17 protein-coding genes are annotated in these 20,961 nt (G+C 67.1%); 15 read left to right on the forward strand and 2 right to left on the reverse strand.

The features are described from left to right. Positions 1-55 precede the first annotated feature (55 nt). From ACE3T8_RS01645 to ACE3T8_RS01715, 15 genes are all read left to right on the forward strand, one after another. Positions 56-493 (forward strand): type II secretion system protein J, encoded by a 438-nt coding sequence (locus ACE3T8_RS01645; protein WP_374606259.1) that lies wholly within the window; start codon positions 56-58, stop codon positions 491-493. Then, the gene (locus ACE3T8_RS01650; protein ID WP_374606261.1) at positions 490-1,116 is read left to right on the forward strand and encodes a type II secretion system protein; all 627 of its coding nucleotides are present in this window, start codon (positions 490-492) and stop codon (positions 1,114-1,116) included. The genes ACE3T8_RS01645 and ACE3T8_RS01650 overlap by 4 nt, the downstream gene beginning before the upstream one ends. Then, complete coding sequence (locus tag ACE3T8_RS01655) at positions 1,113-2,180, forward strand: hypothetical protein (protein ID WP_374606263.1); 1,068 nt, start codon at positions 1,113-1,115, stop codon at positions 2,178-2,180. Before ACE3T8_RS01650 ends, ACE3T8_RS01655 begins: the two co-directional genes overlap by 4 nt. 13 nt (positions 2,181-2,193) lie before the next feature. Beyond that, entirely contained in the window at positions 2,194-3,195 is a 1,002-nt protein-coding gene (locus ACE3T8_RS01660; protein ID WP_374606265.1) for a hypothetical protein, read from the forward strand. Continuing rightward, positions 3,192-3,800, forward strand: coding sequence for a GspMb/PilO family protein (locus ACE3T8_RS01665; protein WP_374606266.1), 609 nt, complete (start codon positions 3,192-3,194; stop codon positions 3,798-3,800). Before ACE3T8_RS01660 ends, ACE3T8_RS01665 begins: the two co-directional genes overlap by 4 nt. Beyond that, positions 3,787-4,359 (forward strand): hypothetical protein, encoded by a 573-nt coding sequence (locus ACE3T8_RS01670; protein ID WP_374606268.1) that lies wholly within the window; start codon positions 3,787-3,789, stop codon positions 4,357-4,359. The genes ACE3T8_RS01665 and ACE3T8_RS01670 overlap by 14 nt, the downstream gene beginning before the upstream one ends. Before the next feature lie 25 nt (positions 4,360-4,384). After that, positions 4,385-6,595: a secretin N-terminal domain-containing protein gene (locus ACE3T8_RS01675; protein ID WP_374606269.1), complete on the forward strand. Its 2,211-nt coding sequence runs from the start codon at positions 4,385-4,387 to the stop codon at positions 6,593-6,595. Positions 6,596-6,617: 22 nt separating this feature from the next. Then, positions 6,618-10,697, forward strand: coding sequence for a glycosyltransferase (locus ACE3T8_RS01680; protein WP_374606270.1), 4,080 nt, complete (start codon positions 6,618-6,620; stop codon positions 10,695-10,697). Further along, entirely contained in the window at positions 10,694-11,722 is a 1,029-nt protein-coding gene (locus tag ACE3T8_RS01685) for a dehydrogenase (RefSeq protein WP_374606271.1), read from the forward strand. The genes ACE3T8_RS01680 and ACE3T8_RS01685 overlap by 4 nt, the downstream gene beginning before the upstream one ends. Further along, on the forward strand, positions 11,719-12,318 hold the full coding sequence (locus tag ACE3T8_RS01690) for an SIS domain-containing protein (protein WP_374606272.1): 600 nt from the start codon (positions 11,719-11,721) through the stop codon (positions 12,316-12,318). The genes ACE3T8_RS01685 and ACE3T8_RS01690 overlap by 4 nt, the downstream gene beginning before the upstream one ends. Next, the gene (locus ACE3T8_RS01695; RefSeq protein ID WP_374606274.1) at positions 12,308-13,009 is read left to right on the forward strand and encodes a nucleotidyltransferase family protein; all 702 of its coding nucleotides are present in this window, start codon (positions 12,308-12,310) and stop codon (positions 13,007-13,009) included. Before ACE3T8_RS01690 ends, ACE3T8_RS01695 begins: the two co-directional genes overlap by 11 nt. Next, positions 13,006-13,593, forward strand: coding sequence for a D-glycero-beta-D-manno-heptose 1,7-bisphosphate 7-phosphatase (gene gmhB / locus ACE3T8_RS01700; RefSeq protein WP_374606276.1), 588 nt, complete (start codon positions 13,006-13,008; stop codon positions 13,591-13,593). Before ACE3T8_RS01695 ends, gmhB begins: the two co-directional genes overlap by 4 nt. Continuing rightward, positions 13,590-15,701 carry a hypothetical protein gene (locus tag ACE3T8_RS01705; RefSeq protein WP_374606278.1) on the forward strand — a complete coding sequence of 704 codons (2,112 nt, stop codon included), beginning with the start codon at positions 13,590-13,592 and terminating at the stop codon, positions 15,699-15,701. The genes gmhB and ACE3T8_RS01705 overlap by 4 nt, the downstream gene beginning before the upstream one ends. A 135-nt stretch (positions 15,702-15,836) precedes the next feature. After that, complete coding sequence (locus ACE3T8_RS01710; RefSeq protein ID WP_374606280.1) at positions 15,837-16,277, forward strand: hypothetical protein; 441 nt, start codon at positions 15,837-15,839, stop codon at positions 16,275-16,277. Positions 16,278-16,282: 5 nt separating this feature from the next. Next, positions 16,283-17,275 carry an acyltransferase family protein gene (locus ACE3T8_RS01715; RefSeq protein WP_374606281.1) on the forward strand — a complete coding sequence of 331 codons (993 nt, stop codon included), beginning with the start codon at positions 16,283-16,285 and terminating at the stop codon, positions 17,273-17,275. A 9-nt stretch (positions 17,276-17,284) separates the two neighbouring features. Here the strand turns inward: ACE3T8_RS01715 and ACE3T8_RS01720 are convergent, their stop codons facing one another. Together ACE3T8_RS01720 and ACE3T8_RS01725 are read right to left on the reverse strand one after the other, a co-directional pair. Further along, the gene (locus tag ACE3T8_RS01720) at positions 17,285-18,250 is read right to left on the reverse strand and encodes a glycosyltransferase family 2 protein (RefSeq protein WP_374606283.1); all 966 of its coding nucleotides are present in this window, start codon (positions 18,248-18,250) and stop codon (positions 17,285-17,287) included. Continuing rightward, the gene (locus ACE3T8_RS01725) at positions 18,247-20,667 is read right to left on the reverse strand and encodes a hypothetical protein (protein ID WP_374606284.1); all 2,421 of its coding nucleotides are present in this window, start codon (positions 20,665-20,667) and stop codon (positions 18,247-18,249) included. Before ACE3T8_RS01725 ends, ACE3T8_RS01720 begins: the two co-directional genes overlap by 4 nt. Between the last annotated feature and the right edge of the window lie 294 nt (positions 20,668-20,961).

A 20,961-nucleotide genomic window follows, 5' to 3' on the forward strand; every position in this document is an offset into this window, starting at 1 on the left:
CGGCCGTCGGCATCCGCGCCGCTTCAATCCGGCACTTGGGCATCGCCCTCGGGCATTGAGCCGGCCTGGCGGCAGTGCCGCCAAGGCCGCCGGCTTCACCCTGCTCGAAGCCATCGTCGCGCTGGTCGTCTTCAGCATGGGCGCATTCGCGTTGTACGGCTGGCTGTCGACCAACATGATCACCCTGGAACGCATCCGCGATCGGCAGGAGATCGAGGCCGCGATGCACTCCGCGCTGGACATGGTGAGGCGCACGAACCCGATGGAGACGCCATCCGGAGAGCGCCAGGCCGGCCACCTGCTGGTCAGCTGGACGAGTGTCCCGGTGGAACCTGCGCGTCCGAACGTGGGGCAGTCCGGCACGCCTGCCATCTTCAACGTCGGCCTGTACGACGCCAACGTGCGCGTCCTCCGCGATGGCAAGGAGCTGGGCGTGTTCCGTGTCCGCCAGGTCGGATGGAAGCAGGTCAGGGCCGTGGGAGACGACTCGTGAGCACCGACGCGCCTCGCCATTCGCGCCCGTGCACGCGTGCGCAGTCCGGCTTCACGCTGATGGAGATGCTCGTGACGCTGGTGCTGATCTCGTTCGCGACGATGCTGATGTTCCAGATGCTGGGCAGCTATCGCATCGCAAGCGAGCGCGTGCGTGGCCAGGCCGGGAACATCGATCGCAATGCGCTGTTCCAGTCGTGGTTCCGCGACAGCGTGCACGGGCTCTATGCGGCGCCGAAGCACCATTTCGTGGGAGATCCCGCGCACTTTTCCGCGACCACGCTCAATCCCCTGTATGCGCCGGAAGGCAGCCCGACGCCGATCCAATGGTCGCTGCGCGAGAATGAGGCGGGCGTTGCGGAGATCGTGTACGCCGAGGAAGGCCGCGAGCAGTGGCACCTGCCGCTGCAGAGGGGCGGCGAGGTGGAGTTCGCCTATTTCGATGCCCAGTGGCGGGAAACCGATGCATGGCCACCGAAGCTCGGCGTGGTGAACCCCGAGGCGATACCTGCGTTCGTCGGCTTGATGCGACGCTTCGAGGCCGGTGATCGGCCACTGCTGGTGGCCGTGCTGGGGCCGCTGGAACCGCCGAAGCGGCTGTATGGCGAAGAAGAACTGGAATGAAGCAGCCACGTCGCGATCATGGGTTCGTGCTGGTGCTGGTGCTGGCCATGCTGGTGGTGCTGGGTTTGCTCGCGGGCACCATCGCGGCGGTGACCGGTCGGCTTGCGGAGCAGGCCCGGCAGCGTGCGCAATTCACCCAGGATGCGGTGGACATCGCCAGTACGCGCGCAACGTTGTTGTATCTGCTCAGCACGCAGCGGATGACGGTGGGCGGGTTGACCGTGGACAACCTCGTCTCGTTCGGCGAGGACGGGGTGAGGCCGATGCAGTCGCAGGCCGACCTGGAATCGATACTCCCCGTCGGTACCGAGCTCCGGCTGGACGGACGGACGTACAAGGGATTTGGTGGCGTCCGTTTCGCCCTGCAGGACGACTATGGGCTGTTCGGCGTGAACTGGAATCCGCCTTGGCGGCTGGAGCGCCTGCTCGCGCAGGGTGGTCACCCGCGGCCCGTGCCTGCGGAGGCTCTGGTCAACCGCCTGTTCGATTACCAGGACCGCGACGACTTGTACCGCCTCAACAGCATGGAGGCGGATGGCTATCGCAAGCTCGGGATGTCGCCGCCCACCAACCTGCCCGTGGCCACGCCGATGGAGGTGTTGCGGGTGACGGGCTGGAAGCAGGCATTGTCGTTCCTCACGCCCGCGGAGATCAGCGACACGATCACGGTGGAGCCGGTCGCTGTCGTGAATCTCAACACTGCACCCTCCCGCGTCCTGCGCGTCATCGATGGCGTGGACGAGGAAAAGGCGGCACGCGCGATCGCATTCCGCAAAGTGCAACCGTTCATGACCGGCACCGCGTTTTTCGAGTTCCTCGGGCTGCCCAAGTCGCCCGAGGCGCCGGTGGCTGTGTATCCTGCCCCGTCCGGCACTCTGAAGCTGTGGCCTTCGCACGGGGGGCAGGCGGGACTGGTGCACTGGACCTTGACCCCGATCGAAGACAAGGGTCGCCCCTGGCGTGAGGACTATGAGCTCATCCAATCCCAAGCTCCGTCGCAGGACGACGTTGCTCTCCCGGTTCGCTCGCGGCTTTTCGGCCAGCAGGTGGCTGCGCGGAAGTGACGGCCTCCGCCTGTTGGCGGATGGCGGCAATGGCCAGGAATGGGTACTCGCCCGGGGCTTCTGCGCCTACACCGTGCTCGATGGTTCGGCGGTGCCGCCGCGCAAGCGTCGCGGTTTCGTCGACATGGCGGTGTCGCGCTGGTCGCCGTTCGCCGACGCGCAGTCCCATGTGGAATGGGTCGGGGACCGCGCGATGGTGTGGGCATGGTCGAAGGCGCGCGTACTGGCGGGCCCGGACGACACCAGCTTGCCGCCACCGCGCCGGGTCTGGCCGGAGTCGCTGTTCCGTGGGCAACCCCGCGTCGAGGGCGAAGAACTGGTCGGACTCGATGAGGGTGTCGAAGCCCGTGCGTGGCGCGATGGGGTAATGACTGCGTCGCGCTGGTGGCCGGAGATGCCGGACCTGCCGGAATGGAATGAATTCCGTCGCGGTGCCGGCCTGCCACCGGCCTCCGCCTTGCCGGTGCAGGGGGCGTATCCGCTCGACGAGCGCGCGTGGGCGGCGCAGAAAGCGGCCGGCCTCGGCGAGGCCTTCGGTCACTATCGCGACTACATGGCGATGGCGGCGGTCGGGATCGCCGCTGCGGTGCTCGCTGCGTTGCTGGTCGGCGTGCTCGCGCTGAAGGTATCGAACTGGCAACTCGACCAAGACATCGCCGAGCGCGAACAGGCGCTCGAGAAGATCATCGATGCGCGCGATCGTGCCCAGCAGGGGCAGGCGGCGATCGAGGCGCGCCTGGCCTTGCGTCCGCCGGCGGGGCAAGTGGAACTGTTCTCGCTGGTCTCAGGGCTGATGCGTGGCAACTGGCAACTGGTCGAGTGGAAGATGACCGATGCGCAGACGCTGGAAATGACCGCGAAGATGCTCAATGCGGATCCCAGCGCGATCGTGTCGGCATGGGAAGCGTCCAAGCGTTTCACCGAGGTCACCGCGGAGATCGGCAAGCAACCCGAGACCGTCGTCGTCAAGGCTCGCATCTTGCGCGCGCCTGCATCCGGGAGTGCACGCAAGTGAGCGCGATCCTGCCGGTGCGGACCCGCAAGATCCGCGAGGAATGGAACGGCAATCCGCGCCTGCGCTGGGGCGCCGGCATCGCGATCGCGATCGGATTCTTCTATCTGTGCCTGGTCCTCGCCGACTGGCGCCGCGACCTGCATGACCAGTACCAGCAGCGCACGCTGCAGCTCTACAAGATGACCGAGCTCGCCGGCCAGGAACAATGGTTGGGCAGGGCGCAGAGTGCGCAGGCGCTCGAGAAGGCACTGCAGGCGGAGGTCCCGAATGCGGCCACGATCGGCCTGGCCCAGGCCGAAGTGCAGACCTTCGTCAGGCAACTCATCAATGCGTTCGGACGCAAGTTGGGCAGCGATGTGCGGCCACCGGCCGAAGTCGCCGGCCAACCAGGCCTGTGGCGGATCCCGGTCACCCTGCGTGGCGTGGTCAGCCAGCCGCAGATGCTGGAAATGCTGCGGCGGGTGGAGGATTCGGACCGGTTGATGGTGGTCGACGAATTTTCCTTCACCTTCGTGCGCGGCGTGCCCAGCATGTCGATGACGCTGGTGGCGTATTACCGCGTCGGCAGCGGCGCGCCGAAGGAGGCGACCGATGGCGTTCGCTGACCTGCTCCGCCGCCGTCGCTTCGTCGCCGTCGCGATCGCCGGTAGCGTCGTCGGCGCGGTGATCGGACTGTTCCTGCCGATTCGCGCGGCCGACCCGCCGAAGTCCGAGGACGCCGCGTGGTCCCTGCCGAATGCGCAGGCGCTCAAGCGGTTCCGCGACGACAACTTCCAGACCGTGCGCCGTGCGCGCTTTTGGGGCGAGTTGGCCATGCCGGGGCGTCCTGCCGCGAACCAGCCTTCGACCTGGAGCCTTAGTGCGATCGTGACGCGTCCCAGGGTGCAGGTCGCGGTCGGCGTCGGCGGTAAGCCTGCGCAGACCTGGGTGCGGCTGGGTGGCGCCCTGCCGGACGGTGCCACCCTGGTGGCCGTGAACCGCGACCGGATCTGGTTCGAAAAAGACGGCTGCAAGCGCGTGCGTTCGCTGTACCAGGACAAGACCAAGCCGGATCCGGAGGGCTGCATCGGCGCGCCGTCCGGCGACAACGCCCCGGCAGCGACACCACCCGCACCGGCGCGCGCACAAACAGCCACTGCTGCAGGCAATGGCAAGACCCAATGACCCTCTTCGCGACGACTATCACCGCATGAACAATCTCCGTCCCTTCATGGCCGCCGCCGGCATCGCCATGCTCGCAGGCGCGTGCGCCACGCCGCGACTTGCGGTTCCGGATCCGCTGCCTGCACCGGGGCCTTCCAGCCAGTCCCAGACGGGCTTCGACCAGGTCAACAGCAGCGCGAACCAGGCACCCCTGGGCCTGCAGCGCAGCGCGACGCCGCAGATTCCCGGTGCGGGCGGCAGCCTTGTCGCCGGCGCGCAAGGCGAACCGATGCCGCCGCTCAAGGGCGGTGCCGTCAACGTCAACATCGAAGGCATGCCGGTACCGGCCTTCATCAACGAGTTCTTCGGATCGATCCTGGGGACCGGCTTCCAGATGGATCCGCAGGTCTCGCGCATGAGCGACCTGGTGACCTTGCGGACGTCGGGTCCGCAGTCGCCGCAGAATTTCTATCGACTCGCGGTGCAGGTGCTTCGCAATTACGGGGTCGCGACCGAATACAGCTCGGGGATGGTGATGTTCAGCCGCGCCCAGGGAACGGCGGGCAGCGTGCCGCCACTGGTCGTCAGCGGCCGCACCCTGCCCGAGGTCCCGATCAGCCATCGGCCCGTGTTCCAGCTGGTGGAGTTGCAGTCGATCAAGGTCAACGACGTGGTCAGCCTGCTCAACGTCGCGTTCAAGCAGTCCGACGCGCTCACCATCCAGGCCGACAGTGCGCGCAATGCGGTGATCCTGATGGGTCGCCCGGAAATGGTGCGACAGGCCCTGGACGCGATCCGGGTGTTCGATCGTCCGTCCATGCGGGGCAGGCAAAGCGCGCGGCTGGAACCGGCCTTCGTCAGCGCGGAAGAACTGTCCAAGCGCCTGGTCGAGGTGCTGGGGGCCGAAGGGTACGGGGCCTCGCTGTACAGCGGCAGCGGTGCCGGTGCTGGTTCGATCCTGGTGCTGCCGCTGACCGCCGCCAACACCGTGCTGGTGTTCGCCGGCGACAAGGCCGTGCTGGAACACGCCATCGAGTGGGCGCGCACCATCGACCGGCCCAACCCGACCGCGGGTAGCGACGGCTTGTTCTACTACATGGTGAAGAACACCCGCGCCGCGGAAATCGCCAAGACGATCACCGGTGTGCGGACCGGTTCGGGCACGCGCGAACCGGCGCGCGATGCGATCGATGGCAGCGACGTCGGCGCGCCACCTGCCGCGGAAACGGCGGCGGGCTCGGCCACGCTGACCGCGGCGGCCAGCGCCGCATCCGGCGGGGACCTGAGCAAGGGCAAGCTCACCCTCGACGAGCCACGCAACGCCTTGATCTACCAGGGCTCGGCCACCGACTGGGGACGGCTGCTGCCGCTGATCCAGCAGATGGACAAGGCACCGCGGCAGGTGATGATCGAAGTCACGGTGGCGGAAGTGACCCTGACCAATGACCAGGAATTCGGGGTTGCGTGGCTGGCCAACAATTCGGACCTGGGCAAGTTCAACGGCAACATCAGTTCCGGTGTGCTTGGCACCGCGACCGGCGGTGCCGGGTTGAACTACCTGCTGGACATCGGCGGGCAGACCCGCGCCTCGCTCAAGGCACTGGCCAGCCAGGACCGGATCAGCGTGCTGTCTACGCCGCGATTGATGGTCAAGAGCGGCGAGGAAGCCAACCTCGACGTTGGCACCGAGGTGCCCACGATCAGTTCGCAGGCCACTTCCGGGATCATCTCTGGAGGCGACAGCGGCATCATCCAGACCGTCCAGTACCGCAAGACCGGCATCCTGCTGAGCATCAAGCCGGTGGTGTATTCGGACGACCGCGTGGATATCGAACTGCGTCAGGAAGTGAGCGAGGCGCTGCCGATCGGGGCGGATTCCACGGTCAGTTCGCCGGCCATCTTCAACCGCTCCTACAGCACCAGCCTCAGCCTCAAGGACGGCAGCGCGATCCTGATGGCCGGGCTGATGTCGCAGCGGCAGACCAATGGAAACAGTGGCGTTCCCTTCCTGAAGGACGTGCCGGTGCTGGGCAACCTGTTCAAGACCCAGAAGCAGGGCCGCAACAAGACCGAACTGGTGCTGATGATCGTGCCCTACATCATCGAGACCGATACCCAGGCAGAGGAACTGACCCGCTCGATGGCCCAGCGCTTCGAGTTGCTGGAACTGCCGCCGGCCACGACTGTCCCGCGCGAAATCCCGGTGCGGCCTTCGGTGCCGGTGGACGCCCAGGTCCCCGCAAAGCGCCCGCAGTGAGTTGATCGCGGGCGACAGGGGCATGGCGAAGCACGGTCCGGGAAAGGCCACGGCCGTCGCGCCGGTGGCGCTGCTGGTGCTGGGCATGCACCGCAGTGGCACCTCGGCGCTGACCCGTGTCCTCAATCTGCTGGGCGTGGCCCTGGGCGACGACCTGATGCCTCCCGGCGACGACAATCCGCTGGGATTCTGGGAACACCAGGGCATCGTCTCCGTGCACGACGCCTTGCTGGGCGCGCTCGACCGGCGCTGGGACGATCCGCGGCCGATGCCCGAGGGCTGGCTCGACTCCGAGGCCGCGCACGCAGCCGGCGAGGCGATCGCGGCGATCGTGCAACGCGATTTCGCCGGGGTATCCCTCTGGGCAGTGAAGGATCCGCGGCTGTGCCGGCTCATGCCGTTGTGGCGACGCGTGCTGGCGGACCTCGCCATCGAGCCGCGGGTGTTGCTGGTCTCGCGGCATCCGCAGGAGGTCGCGGGTTCGCTGCTGCGCCGCGACGGCCTGCCGATCGCCATCGGCGAACTGCTGTGGGCCCGCTACCTGCTGGAGGCCGTGCGCGGCAGCGAAGGCTGCCGGCGCGGCATGGTGGCCTATGACGAGCTCCTGGCCGACTGGCAGGGCGCAGTGGATCGCATCAACCGGGCGCTGGCGACGCAACTCATCGCGGATACGCCGCAGGCACGCGACATCGATGCGTTCCTGACGCCGCAGCTGCGCCACCACCGCACCACGGAACCGGTGGGCGGCATGCTGGAACCGCTGGCGGAGGTTGCGGTTGGTGCGTTGGATCCCGGGGGCGTGGCGGCAGCCGAACGTGCATTCGCCGCGGCCATCGCCCCGGTGGAGCCGCTGGTCGATGCCTATGCGGGCCTGCTCGGCAAATGCCGTGACGAGGCAGCGGACTTGCGCCGCGTCACCGATGCCATGCGCGGCGAACTCGACGAGCAGGGGCGCTGGGCCCAGCAACTCGACGAGGCCTTGCATGCGCTGCGCGACCTGCACGGTGCGCAGGTCGGCGAATACGAGGCGATGGTCGGCTGGGCGACGTCTCTGCGCGACGAACTGCTGACGCTGCAGGCGCTGTACCGTCAGGCGGAGGCGGACCGCGACGAGAAGGCCGATTGGGCGCGCGCGTTGCAAGACGAGCTGGCGTCGTTGCAGGCGGTCTATCGCCAGGCCGAGGCGGACCGCGACGAGAAGGCCGATTGGGCGCGCGCGTTGCAAGACGAGCTGGCGTCGTTGCAGGCGGTCTATCGCCAGGCCGAGGCGGACCGCGACGAGAAGGCCGATTGGGCGCGCGCGTTGCAAGACGAGCTGGCGTCGTTGCAGGCGGTCTATCGCCAGGCCGAGGCGGACCGCGATGAAAAGGCCGGCTGGGCGAAGGCGCTGCAGGGTGAGCTGGGATCGCTGCAAGCCTCGTATCGTCAGGCCGAAGCGGATCGCGACGAGAAGGTTCGATGGGCGCGATCCTTGCAGGACGACCTGGAATCGCTGCAGGCCAGCTATCGCCGGGCGGAGGCCGACCGCGAGGCGAAGACGGCATGGGCGATGTCGCTGCAGGGCGAACTCGAATCGCTGCAGGCGCTCTACCGGCAACTGCAAGCCGACGGCGACGCGAAGACAGATTGGGCGCGGGGCCTGGAGCGCGAACTGGCACAATCGCGCCTGGACTACGACCGCGTCGAGGCCGACCGCCTGGAGAAACTGGCCTGGGCGAAGGCGCTGGATGCGGAACTGGCGGACAGCAGGGGGCGGGTGGCGGCGCTTGAAGCGACGGTGGCCCGGCAGGAACAGCAGGAACACGAAATGCGGGACCAGCTGGACAGGATCGCCGGCGAACTGACGCGTTTGCAGGATGCGCTCGCCCGCGAACAGGCGGCATTGGCCAACGAACGCGCGGCGCGGCAGTCGATGGAGCGTTACGCGGAGCAGATGGAGCAGGCGTTGCGTGGCGTGCTGGGATCGTCCAGCTGGAAGCTGGCGCGCCCGTTGCGACGGCTGCTGGCAAAGCTGCGCGGCCATGCCGCCGAACCGGTGCTGCCGCAACGCCCGCGTGCGCCGGCCATCCCGTTTGCAGTGCAAACGGTGGCGGATGCCGCATCGCCACCCGCCATCGCCGCCGCGACCACCTTGGCACCCGCAAATCCGTTCGCCGGCCTGGCATTCCCGGAGGTCGCCGCCCCGCGCGTCAGCATCGTCATCCCGACTTACGGCAAGGCCGACTACACCGCGCGCTGCCTGCATTCGTTGCAGTCCGCAGGCGCGCACGCCAGCTTCGAAGTGCTGGTGCTGGAAGACGCATCCGGCGATCCCGCGATGACGCCGCTGCGCGCGGTGCCCGGCCTGCGTTACCACGAGAACGCAGAGAACCTGGGCTTCCTGCGCTCCTGCAACCAGGCGCTGCAACTGGCGCGCGGCGAGTACATCTGCCTGCTCAACAACGACACCGAAGTCACCCGCGACTGGCTCGACGCATTGCTCGATGTGTTCGCCACCCATGCGGATGCCGGCGTTGCAGGTTCGATGCTGGTGTACCCGGACGGGCGCCTGCAGGAAGCCGGCGGGATCGTCTGGCGCGATGCCTCGGCATGGAATTACGGGCGGCTTGGCGATCCCGAGGCCAACGAATTCAACTACGTGCGTCGCGCCGACTACTGCTCCGGTGCCGCGCTGCTGCTGCCACGCGCGTTGTTCGAGCGACTCGGCGGTTTCGACGAGCGCTACGCGCCCGCGTATTGCGAGGATTCCGACCTCTGCTTCCGCGTGCGCGAGGCGGGCCTGCAGGTCTACTACACGCCGTTCTCGCGGGTCGTCCACCACGAGGGCGTGTCGCACGGCACCGACACCGGCGGCGGGATCAAGGCCTACCAGCTCGCCAACCAGCAGACCCTGCGCACGCGCTGGCACGACGCGTTGCAGGCGCACTATCCGAACGGTGAACAGGTCACCCGCGCGCGCGACCGCGCGTGGGACCGGCCGATGGTGCTGGTGGTCGACCACTACATCCCGCAACCGGACCGTGATGCCGGCTCGCGCACCATGCTCGCCTTCCTCCGCGGCCTGCTGGACGCCGGCGCGGTGGTGAAGTTCTGGCCTGACAATCTTTACTACGACCCGCACTACGCCGCGCGATTGCAGGCGATCGGCGTGGAGGTCTTCCACGGGATTCGCTGGCGCGACGGCATCGGCGCGATGTTGCGCGAATACGGCGACGTGTTCGACGCGGTGCTGCTGTCGCGCCCGGACGTGGCCGATGCGCACCTCGACGCGATCCGCGCCAGCAGCCGCGCCCGCGTCGTCTACTACGGCCACGACCTGCATTTCCGCCGCATGCGCGACCAGGCCGCCTTGCTGCCGGAGGGCGATGACCGCGACGCGTTGTTGCGCGCGGCCGCGACGATGGAGCGACGCGAGCGCACGATCTGGCGGCGCTGCGATGGCGTGTTGTATCCGAGCGAAGACGAAGCGGCGCAGGTGCGTGCGCTGGAACCGACGGTCGATGCGCGCGCGATCACGCCGTATGCCTACGAGCGGTTCGTCGATGATGCCGCCCTGGACCAGCGCCAACACCTGCTGTTCGTCGCCGGCTTCGCCCATCCGCCGAACGTGGATGCCGCGCGCTGGCTGGTCGAATCGATCATGCCGCGCGTGTGGGCACGTCGTCCGGATGCACGCCTGTCGCTGGTCGGATCCAACCCCACCGCGGAGGTGCTGGCACTGGCCGGCGAGCGCGTGGACGTCACCGGTTTCGTCGACGATGGCGAACTGCAGCGCCGCTATGCGCAGGCGCGCGTCGCCGTGGTGCCGCTGCGCTACGGCGCTGGCGTGAAAAGCAAGGTCGTGGAAGCGTTGCAGCAGGGCTTGCCGCTGGTGACCACGTCGGTGGGTGCGCAAGGCCTGCCCGATGTCGAAGCGACCTGCGCCGTCGCCGACGACGAGGCCGCACTCGCCGACCACATCCTGCAGTTGCTCGACGACGACGCGGCGTGGCAACGGCAATCGCGGCTCGGTGCCGCCTATGCACGCGCGCATTTCTCCCGCGACACGCTGCGCACCCAACTGGCGTCCGCGCTCGCCATCGCCGCGGAGCCCGCGCGATGATCGTCCGCGCGCGCGCGCCGCTGCGCCTCGGGCTGGCCGGTGGCGGCACCGATGTCGCCCCGTACTGCGACCTGCACGGCGGTTGCGTGATGAACGCAGCCATCGACAAGTACGCCTACGCGACCATCGATGCCGGCAGCGATGCGCTCGTGATCCTCGAAGCCCTGGATCGCGGCGCACGCATCGCTGTCGCGCCAGGCGACGTGGATGCGAATGCCGGGCCGGTGCAGTTGCTCGCAGGCGCCTACCTGCGCATCAGCCGCGACTATCTCGACGGCAAGCGTCCGCCGCTGCGCATCCGTACGTGGTCCGATGCGCCGCCAGGTTCCGGCCTGGGTTCGTCGTCCACCCTGGTGGTCGCGCTGGTGACCGCGCTCGCGGAGTATTTTTCGCTGGCGCTGGGCGAATACGAGATCGCCCACCTCGCCTACGACATCGAGCGCGTCGACCTCGGCCTGGCCGGCGGCAAGCAGGATCAGTACGCCGCCGCGTTCGGCGGGTTCAACTTCATGGAATTCCACGCCGGCGACCGCGTCATCGTCAATCCCTTGCGGATCAAGGACTGGGTGGCCGCTGAACTGGAAGCCTCGCTGCTGCTGTACTTCACCGGGGTCTCGCGCGAATCGGCGCGGATCATCGACGAGCAGGCGCGCAATGCCGCCAGTGGCGCGGCCAATCCGATCGAGGCGATGCACCAGCTCAAGGCCGAGGCCGTGCAGATGAAGGAACACCTGCTACGCGGCGACCTGCCGGGTTTCGCGCGCACATTGCAACAGGGCTGGCAGGCGAAGAAGCGCATGGCCAGCAGCATCAGCAACCCGATGATCGACGCACTGGAAACATTGGCGATGGACAATGGCGCGGTGGCGACCAAGGTCTCCGGCGCGGGTGGCGGCGGGTTCATGATGTTCGTCTGCGATCCGGTCGACCGCGTGCGCCTGTCGGCTGCACTGGCGACGCAGGGCGGCAGCCTGCTCGACTTCCATTTCAACCCCGGCGGTGCGACCGCATGGAGGACGCCATGAGCGACGCGATCCAGCGCGTGATCCGAAGCGAATTCGACAAGGCCGTGGCGAACATGCAGGCGCTGGCCGCGGACGAAGCGTTGTCGGCGCAGATCGAGGATGCAGTGGCGCGGTGCATCGATGCGCTGCGCAACGGCCGCAAGCTGCTGTTCTGCGGCAACGGCGGCAGCGCCGCGGATGCGCAGCACTGGGCCGGCGAACTGGTCAGCCGGTTCTATTACGACCGCCCCGGCCTGGCGGCGATCGCGCTGACCACCGACAGCAGCATCCTCACCGCGATCGGCAACGACTACGGCTACGACTACGTGTTCGCCCGCCAGGTCGAGGCGCTGGGCCAGGCTGGCGACGTGCTCGTCGCGATCTCCACGTCCGGCAATTCGCCGAACGTGCTGCGCGCCGCCGATGTCGCGCGCGCGCGCGGCATGCAGGTGATCGCGTTCACCGGGCGCAGCGGCGGCAAGCTGCTGTCGATGTCGGACCTGTGCTTCCGCATGCCCTCCGACGAAACCCCGCGCATCCAGGAAGGCCACGAATTCGTCGGCCACCTGCTGTGCGCGCTGATCGAAGCCGGCCTGTTCCCGCGCGATGCCGGCTGACGAAGCCATCGTCCTCGCCGGCGGCTTCGGCACCCGCCTGCGCGGCATCGTCGACGACGTCCCCAAGCCGCTGGCGCCGGTCGCCGGCCGACCGTTCCTGGCGTGGTTGTTGGATCGGCTTGCGGACAGTGGTATTCGCCGCTGCATCCTCGCGACCGGCTATCTCTCGGATGTGATCGAACAGCGCATCGGCGCGCGCTGGCAGAAGATGGAAATCGCCTACTCGGTGGAGCCGGAACCGCTCGGCACCGGTGGCGCCATCCGCCTCGCGACGCGCCGGCTGCAAGGCGATGCTGCGCATGTATTGAACGGCGACACCTGGCTCGAGTACGACCCGGCAGCCCTCGAATCCGCCGCGCGCAACGCGGGTACACCGATGGCGATCGCGCTGGCGCGGGTGGATGACGTGGCGCGCTACGGCGCCGTCGATATCGACCAGCACCGCATCACTGGCTTCCGCGAGAAAGGCGAGGCAGGCCCAGGCTGGATCAATGCGGGCTGCTATTTCCTCGGCGCCGATGCGCTCGCGGCATTGCCTGCGCAGGATGCGTTCTCGTTCGAGCAAGCGGTGCTGCAGGCGCGCACGCATGCCGGCGAAGTCGCTGCGTTCACCGATACGGCAGGCTTCATCGACATCGGCGTGCCGGAGGATTACGCACGCGCGCAGCGGCAGTTCGCGGGGCGACGATGAGCATGTCGCTGATCCGCGCGCCATACCTCGATCCGTCGGCGGATGCACTGCTCGCAGGGACGGCGTCGCCACGCAAGGCGCTGTTCCTCGATCGCGACGGCGTGATCAATATCAACCACGGCTACGTGCATACGCCTGCTAACACCGATTGGGTGCCGGGCATCTTCGAACTGGTCGCCGATGCGCAGGCGCGCGGCCATGCCTGCATCGTGGTCACCAACCAGGCCGGGATCGGGCGCGGGATGTACGACGAAGCCGCGTTCCTCGCCTACACCGCGTGGATGCACGCGCAGTTCGCGGCGCGCGGCACACCGCTGCTGGCGACGTACTGGTGCCCGCATCATCCCGAAGAAGGCCTTGGCGACTATCGCGTGGCTTGCGAGTGCCGCAAGCCGCGGCCGGGGATGCTGCTCGATGCCGCGGCGCGCTTCGACGTAGATATGCGGGCGTCCTGGATGATCGGCGACAAAGCCACCGACCTGGAGGCCGCTGCGGCTGCCGGGGTGGAGCAACGCCACCTGCTGCAGGACGATGCGGGCATCGCGGATTTGAACCGGCTTTTTGCAGCGATGGCCGGTCGATGAGCGCTCGCGTCGCAGCGCGTCCCCACCCCGCCGCGTGGCTGCTGTTGTTGCCGCTGCCGCTCCTGTTGCTCGCTTTCGTGCGTTACGACCTGCAGGCGAACATCCGGGCCGACTACCGCTGGCTGCTGGCTTGCGTGGTGGCCTGGCATGCGTTGATCGCCTTCGTCGTGCATTGGTGCGAGCGTCACTCCGTGCCGCATGCAATGGCGCAGTCGCGAAAATGGTTGCCTGTCGCCGCGGCGTTGCCGGCCCTGCTGGGGCTCGTCGTGTTCGTCGGCCCCGCCACGCTTGCGGCGGCGATGCTGCTCGCGCTTGCCGCGCTTGGCCTGGGCACGCTTGCGGACCAAGAGGACGCGAGCGGCGCGACGACGTCGCTGGTCGTGGGACTGGGCGTGATTGCGGCGGTCGTCGGCTGGCTGCTGCCGTTTCCGCTGCATCAGCGTTGGCTGTACCTGGCACTGGCTGCCGTCGTCGTCATGTGGCGACGCAGGCCGATCGCCCGCCAGTTGCGCGCCGCCTTCGAGGCGCTCGATGGCCTGGCATCCACCCGGCCGCAGCGGGCGATCCTGCTGGTCGCCGCCATGACCGTGGCCAGCCTGGGGCTGTGGTTGCCCAGCCTCAACTACGACGACAACGCGGTGCACCTGATCCTGCAATCGCAACTGCGCTTCGACGGCTACTACCACCTCGACGTGCAGACCCAGTCCTGGGCTGTCGCGCCGTGGGCCAACAACGTGCTGCATGGCGTCGCCGCGATGCTGGCCGGCGGCGAGGCGCGCGCCGCCGTCGCCTCGTTGTGGTTGCTGCTTGGCGTGGCCGGGGCATGGCGGCTGGCGCGTGCACTGGATGCGTCGCCTGGCACTGCGTTGGCCGCGGCTGCGGTGTTCGCATCACAGCCGCTGACGGGCTACTTCACCACTGCCATGCAGGTCGACGGCGCGAGCACGGCGATCCTCCTGAACCTGGCCGCGCTCGCCGCCGGTCCGGACCGAGGCAAGCTGGGTGCTGTCGCAGTCGGCGCCATCTGCGGCTTGTTGCTTGCGTTGAAGACCAGCAACCTGCTCTACATGCTGCCGCTGCTCGCCTGGCTGGTCGCGGTGCGACCTGTCGGCCAGCGCCTGCGTTGGGCCTCGATCGCCTTGGCGACCGTGCTGGCGATCGGCGGGTCGAGTTATGCGTACGCGACGTTGGTTACCGGCAATCCGCTGTTCCCGTTCTTCAACGGGTTCTTCCAGTCGCCGTACTACCCGATCGAGAACTTCTCCGATCCGCGCTGGCGCGCCGGCATCTCGTGGCGTTCGTTGTGGGATCTCACCTTCAACACCGTCGCCTTCGGCGAGTTCTATCCGGGGGCGGCCGGCATCGCGCTGCTGGCCTTGCTGCCCGCGGCGCTGGTGGATGCCGTGCGCCGGCCAGCCTCGCGCTGGCTCCTGCTGTGGGCGCTGGCCACCGGTTTGCTGGTGTTCTCCTACCTGCAGTACCTGCGTTACATCTTCCCGGCCCTGTCGGTCCTCTGCGTGCTCGGCGTGGTCGGGTTGGCTCGCCTGGGCGACCGCCGCGTGTTCGCCGGTGTCGTCATCACGGTGGCGCTGGCGAATGCCGCGTTGCTGCCGACCACCCACTGGATCGCCCGCGAGAACCCGTGGATGCAGTTGCTCCGCGAGGGCCCGGCCGCGCGCAGCGACCTCGTGCGCAAATTCATGCCGGAACGCGCGCTGCTCGAGCGCGTGATGGCGGGCAATCCGGATGCCTGCGTACTGATGGGCGATCCCAAGAAGCCCTTCGTCGGTGCTGGCCATGGGCATGCGATCTCCATGCACCGCCGCTACGATCCGGAACTGTGGCAGGCGCGCAACGCGGCCGAGGCGGATACATCAGGGAAACGCTGGACCAGCCTGCTGGCCTGGGTCGATCCGTCCTTCGTGGTTGTAGATGGCTCCGTCCGCGGTCCGATTTTCGGGGCGCTGGAGGGCTCGGGCTACGTGCGGGTGGATCGGGAAGACTCGCTGGAGGCCTGGGGCAGGCTGCAGTCCGGAGGTGGCGGTTGCCGCGCTCTGGACGAGCGTCGCAATCGCGCACGCGAGCTGCTGCGCGTGCGATCGGGCTAGGGGGGCGGAGTTATCCTTCCGTTCGCGTGTTCGGGGATTGCCGTGGCTCGCGCGGCACGTGATGACGTTTCATTTGGATGGTGACCAGTGGATGCTAGTGGGCTGCAGCCGGAAAATTCGCTGAGGTGGAAGCTCGTGCTCGCGGCTTCCGTTTCGCTCGCGGGATGCTGCGAGAAGGCGGCGCTCGAGCGCTGTCGCGTCGAGCAGGCCGCCAAGCTGGCGCTGTTGGAGCAAGCGGTCAAACCCTCGACGGCGCCGATGCGCCTGGATATTCGCGCCGCCGCATCGGTGGCCGTGGAGGCGGATGCAGTGCGCAGCGCGTGCGTTTCGGGAAAGGGCGCAAGTGCGGAAGTGCGAGTGAAGTGGAAGGTTTCGACGCCGGGTGTCATGACGGTACGCGTGACGGTTGGCGAGAAGGGGAATGCGAACAAGGTCTGGATGGAAGCCGGTCCCGAAGGCGAAGGGGTCACCGGGCCCTGGATCCAGGACGGCGCATTGATCCAGTTGCGAGATCCGTCGGGGGACAAGTTGCTGGCGGAGGTTCATGCCACCAGCCTTCCGTGTGAAAGCAAATGATGCGCATGCAATATCCGACGATCGGATTTGGTGCGTGCCGACTGATACTTGCGTCGCTGGTGGCGGCCTCCCACCTCTGGGACGGCATGCTGCAGGGCTATGCGGCATACGCGGTGTGGGCGTTCTTCGTGCTCAGCGGCTTCCTGATGACGCTGGTGCTCACCACGCGCTACGGGTTCGACGGGCCGGGGTTGCGTGCCTACGCCTTCAACCGGTTCATGCGCATCTTCCCGCTGTACTGGCTCGCGGTCGTCGCCGGCCTCGCCAGCCTCTGGTACGCCGGGCGCCATGGCATCGACCTGCGCGTCATCAACGGCGAGTTCTACTGGCCGCAGAACGTCGAACAATGGGTGCATGTGAGCACGCTGTTCGCGGGCGCACAGCGTGGTGGCCTTCCCGTCCCGGTGTCGAACGCGCTGGCGATCGAAGTCGGCTACTACATGCTGATGCCGTTGATGGCGCGTTCCCGCAGCACCGCCTGGTTCGCCTTTGCGGTCGCGGTGGTGCTGAACCTGAAGCTCGGCATCAACGGCGATTCCTTCGGCGAACGCTACTCGACTTTCCTGCCCTGCATGCTGCCGTTCGCGGCCGGCTCGCTCGCGTGCCACTACAGGGAATCGCTGGATCGCTTCAGCATGCCGTGGACGAGCCTGGTGCTATGGATCCTGCATGGCTTGCTTTGGCTGAAACTGCCGGGATGGCCATGGGAATGGGGGCTCTACGTGTCGCTGGTGCTGTCGGTCTGGATGGTGGTGTCGCTGCACCGGCAACGTGCGGGCAAGGTCGATCGCATGCTGGGGGATCTCAGCTACCCGGTCTACCTCATCCACACCACGGTCGCCGCCTGGTTCGTGTGCCCATGCGGATTCTCGCGACCGTTCGAGTTCTTCCTGAAGGCGTTTGCGTTGACGCTCTTGCTGTCGTGGTTGATCGTGATTCTGGTCGATCGGCCGCTGGCACGACTAAAATGGAAGGCGCCGGGCGATGCGGCGAAATGACCGGGTCGCCTAGCGCATCAGGTGCTGCAGTGGTGTGCGTGGTTCCGCGGCGATGTCGAAATTGAGCCACGACAGTAGCAGCTGGAAACCGAGGATCAATGGCAGCGCAGCCAGCATGACGGTGCCGGCGGAGGCAGGGGTTGCGTTGGCCACCGACAGGTACCAGGCCTGGCTGCCGAAGCACACGCTGAAGCCGGTGAGCGCCATCCCGGCGAGCAGCTCGATCGATGCCACCGAGAAGCCGCGCAGGAAATAGGTGCCGAACACGCGCCTGATCGTGTTGCGGATATGCCCGCGCAGGAAAGGCGCGATGATCCGGCCCGGGCTCAGGCTGGATGGCTCGTCGTCGTACTTCGCCATCATCGGGATGTCCAGCACGACGGCGCGCGCCTGGTTGAGCTGGAACAGCATGTCCGACTCGAAGAAGTAGCGCGCAGACAGTTCCTGCAGGTCCAGTTCCTGCAGTGCCGCGCGATGGATCGCGGTGTAGCCGTTGGTGGGATCGAATACCTGCCAATACCCGCTTGAAAGCTTGGTCATGAACGAAAGCACGGTATTGCCAAGCAGGCGTACGCGGGGCATCGCGCGGACATTGCGCAGGCGATGGAATCGATTGCCTTTCGTGTAGTCGGCGCGCCCCTCGATGATGGGGGCGATGAACCGGCCGACCAGGGCAGGGTCCATCTGGCCATCACCGTCGATCTTGACGATGATGTCCATTCCGTCGGCGAGGCCGGCCCGGTATCCGGACATCACCGCGCCGCCAACCCCGCGGTTTTCCGGATGGACGATGACGCTTACTCTGGGGTCGCTGCAACCGGTGGCGACCATTGCCCCCGTGCCGAGCGGACAGCAATCGTCGACCACATAGATACGATCCACTTCCGGTCCGATCCGCTCGATCACGTCCAGCACCAGAGGGCCCACCCGAAAACACGGGATCACCACGGCCACTCGTAGCGGCACGGTGTTCATGGCTCGACTCGGGCCAACATCAGTCCAAGCAGCCGCTGGCGCAAATCACGCGCCGGGTCGGATTGCGGAATCGCGCGCGGCTGCGCCTGCGACCGGGCTTCGATCAGGGCGAAGGTCATGGGCGAACGCGGCACGGCGGTAAAGAACATTTCCTGCGTTCCCTCCGGGATCTCTGTCTTTACCTCTCCCTCGGCGATGCCTTCGTCGTTGCAGACGGCCCAGCCCGAGATGAGGTTGCGGTCGTTTCCTGTGCCGGAGATGCGCGCCGAGATGCTGATGACGATGGGTTCGTCGGGCAGGTTGCAGCGGAACCGCGCGCGGGTGGCGACAGAGCCCTGTCCGCCCACGCGGGCATAGCGGTACTTTGCGAAATCGTTCCCTGCATGCAGCATTTCCACCCCGAGTGCCTGGCTGGGTTGCTCCGGGATCCGCCAGGCGTCGTAATTCTGCCGGGAGAAGGCAGGATCCCTGGAGGATGCCGCCAACGCCGCCCTCAGGCCCGGCGAGGTCTTTTCCCGGTCGACGATCAGCAGGGAAATGTCGTGCCTCGAGAGGATCTCGACCCAGCGAGCGCCGCTGTCGTCCGCATCCGCCGCGTTGGCGTCGTTGGCGAGGTTCCAGTTGTACCAGGACGAAGTGAGCGCGGGAATGGTGAGTTCCGCGTTTCCGTGGGCGTCGACCTTGTGGAACAGCACGTGGGTATCGCCATCGTCGATTGCGCGGATTCTCGCCGCGATCGTGCGTTGCGGTGCGAATCGCTCAAGGGTGGCGGCCGGTCCGTTCCGGAGCAGCGAATCCAGCGCGCCATCGCTGATCTGCCAATAGCCGATGCTGACCATGCTCAGGTTCAGCGCGCACAGCACTGACGCCGCGGCGATCAAGGAACGGTGTAAGCCCATGGAATGGAAGCCGCCCAATGCCGCAACGATCAGCAAGGCATTGGCCGGTTGGGTATAGCGGATGAAGTGGACCTGGGAGAAGACCAGCAGGAAGCACGACAGGCCAATCAGGGCGATGGGACGGTATTTCCTGGTTGCCAGCGCAATCAGCAGTCCCGCCGCGCAGACGAGATAGACGAAGCCTGCCGCGCCTGCCGGGGCGGTGAGGTAGTTCGACGTCTCGAACATCAACCGCCAGGGCAGCAGGCCATCGATCGGATGCATCCATGCAGGATCCATCCAGTTCTCGAGCACGAAGAACGGGGATCTGAAAATGCCATTGAAGAACGGCAGCGCCGGATTTCCGGTGATCAGGTAGCCATAGGCATAACTGGGCAGGGCCACGAACGCCCCCAGCAGGACGCTTGCCGGCAGCGATCTCCAGGGCAATACCCTGCCGGAGCGGACCAGCATCCAGATGCCGAGAGGCAGCAGCAACAGGGCGTTCGACAGTTTGATGGCCAGCAGCAGGCCGGCCAGCGCCGCGATGCTTGCCAGGCGAGACGCCGTGATCGACGGTGATGCGCCAATCAGCAGCATCAAGCCGACCAGCAAGGCCGAGGAGGGCAGTTCGGTCTGCATCCCCGCGAGCAGCGAACTGGACATCGGCAGGCTGCAGTGCAGGGCGATCGCCGCCACAGTGATTGCTGGCGGCAATGCGAGCATTCGTCCAAGCCGCCACATGCCGGCGTACAGGGCGACCATCCACATGAGGTTGACCGCGCCTCGGGCCTCCGCGCTGGCGATGACCTGTGCCATCGCATGGATCGTGTCCGAGGCCCAGGGAGCGAGTGCCCAGATCGAGCCCGCGATGTCCATCCGGTAGTAGCCGAGCTCCTGGAGCTGGAACGGCAGCGCGAGGTGATAGCTGATGTCGTCGGCCTGCATGGTCGGCAGCCATGACGGCGTCGAACAGATACCCAATACGTTGATCACGATGAGGGCAGCAAGTGGCGAATCCGCTGCAGCCGTTCGCAACGAAACGCCAGCGTTCCCCAAGGATCTTGCGATCGCCGGCGCACGCAACAGGACCAGGAGAATCGCGACAAGGACGTAAAGCCAGCGGCGATGGACGGGAAACGGCAGCAACCAACCCACCGATGTGGCCAGGATCGCAAGCCCAACCAGCAACGAAGCAAGGGCGTCGTCGTTGCCATCGGTGAGCAGGCTTCCGACGCCGATGGCACATGCGGCAACCAGTACCGTCGCCAGGGCTGCCGCGAGTCCGGCGTGGAACGCCGCCGCGACCAGCCAGGCGCCGCCCAGCAGAAGCGCCAGCGGGATCTCGCGACGCAGGCGATGCGCGACGAAACTTGCGGCATTCAGCCCCAGTGCGACCAGGAGCAGCGTCCGCGCACGTGGAACTTGTGCGGAGACATTCAAGGTGTAAGTCAGATACCCGGCCAGGGTCACCAACAACGGGAGCCACAGGAGCGTGCTCTTGAGGACGCCGCCGATGCGGGTGTCGAACTGTCGCATGCTGCCAGCCTGGAGGATGAAGTGGAGCAGTTTGTCTCCCGCGTGTCCCAACGCGGAAAACTGGAGGGCACGGGGGATGCCGACTCGCGCCGTGTCGCCCCATGACCCGGAACACTAGCAAATTCGGTTGCGCCTGAGCGGTATGCGGACGGCACCGAGGTGAGGTGCGCCGACAACGCCGGGCACTTCCAGTCCACCAGGAAAACGATATTGCGGATCCTGCGGTCAGGGAGACTCCGGCGCGGCACAGATGCACGCTGGATGATGCCGGGCGGCCACAGTTCTGAAGTTTGG

Source organism: Thermomonas sp. (genome assembly GCF_041919455.1).
Classification (GTDB): domain Bacteria; phylum Pseudomonadota; class Gammaproteobacteria; order Xanthomonadales; family Xanthomonadaceae; genus Thermomonas.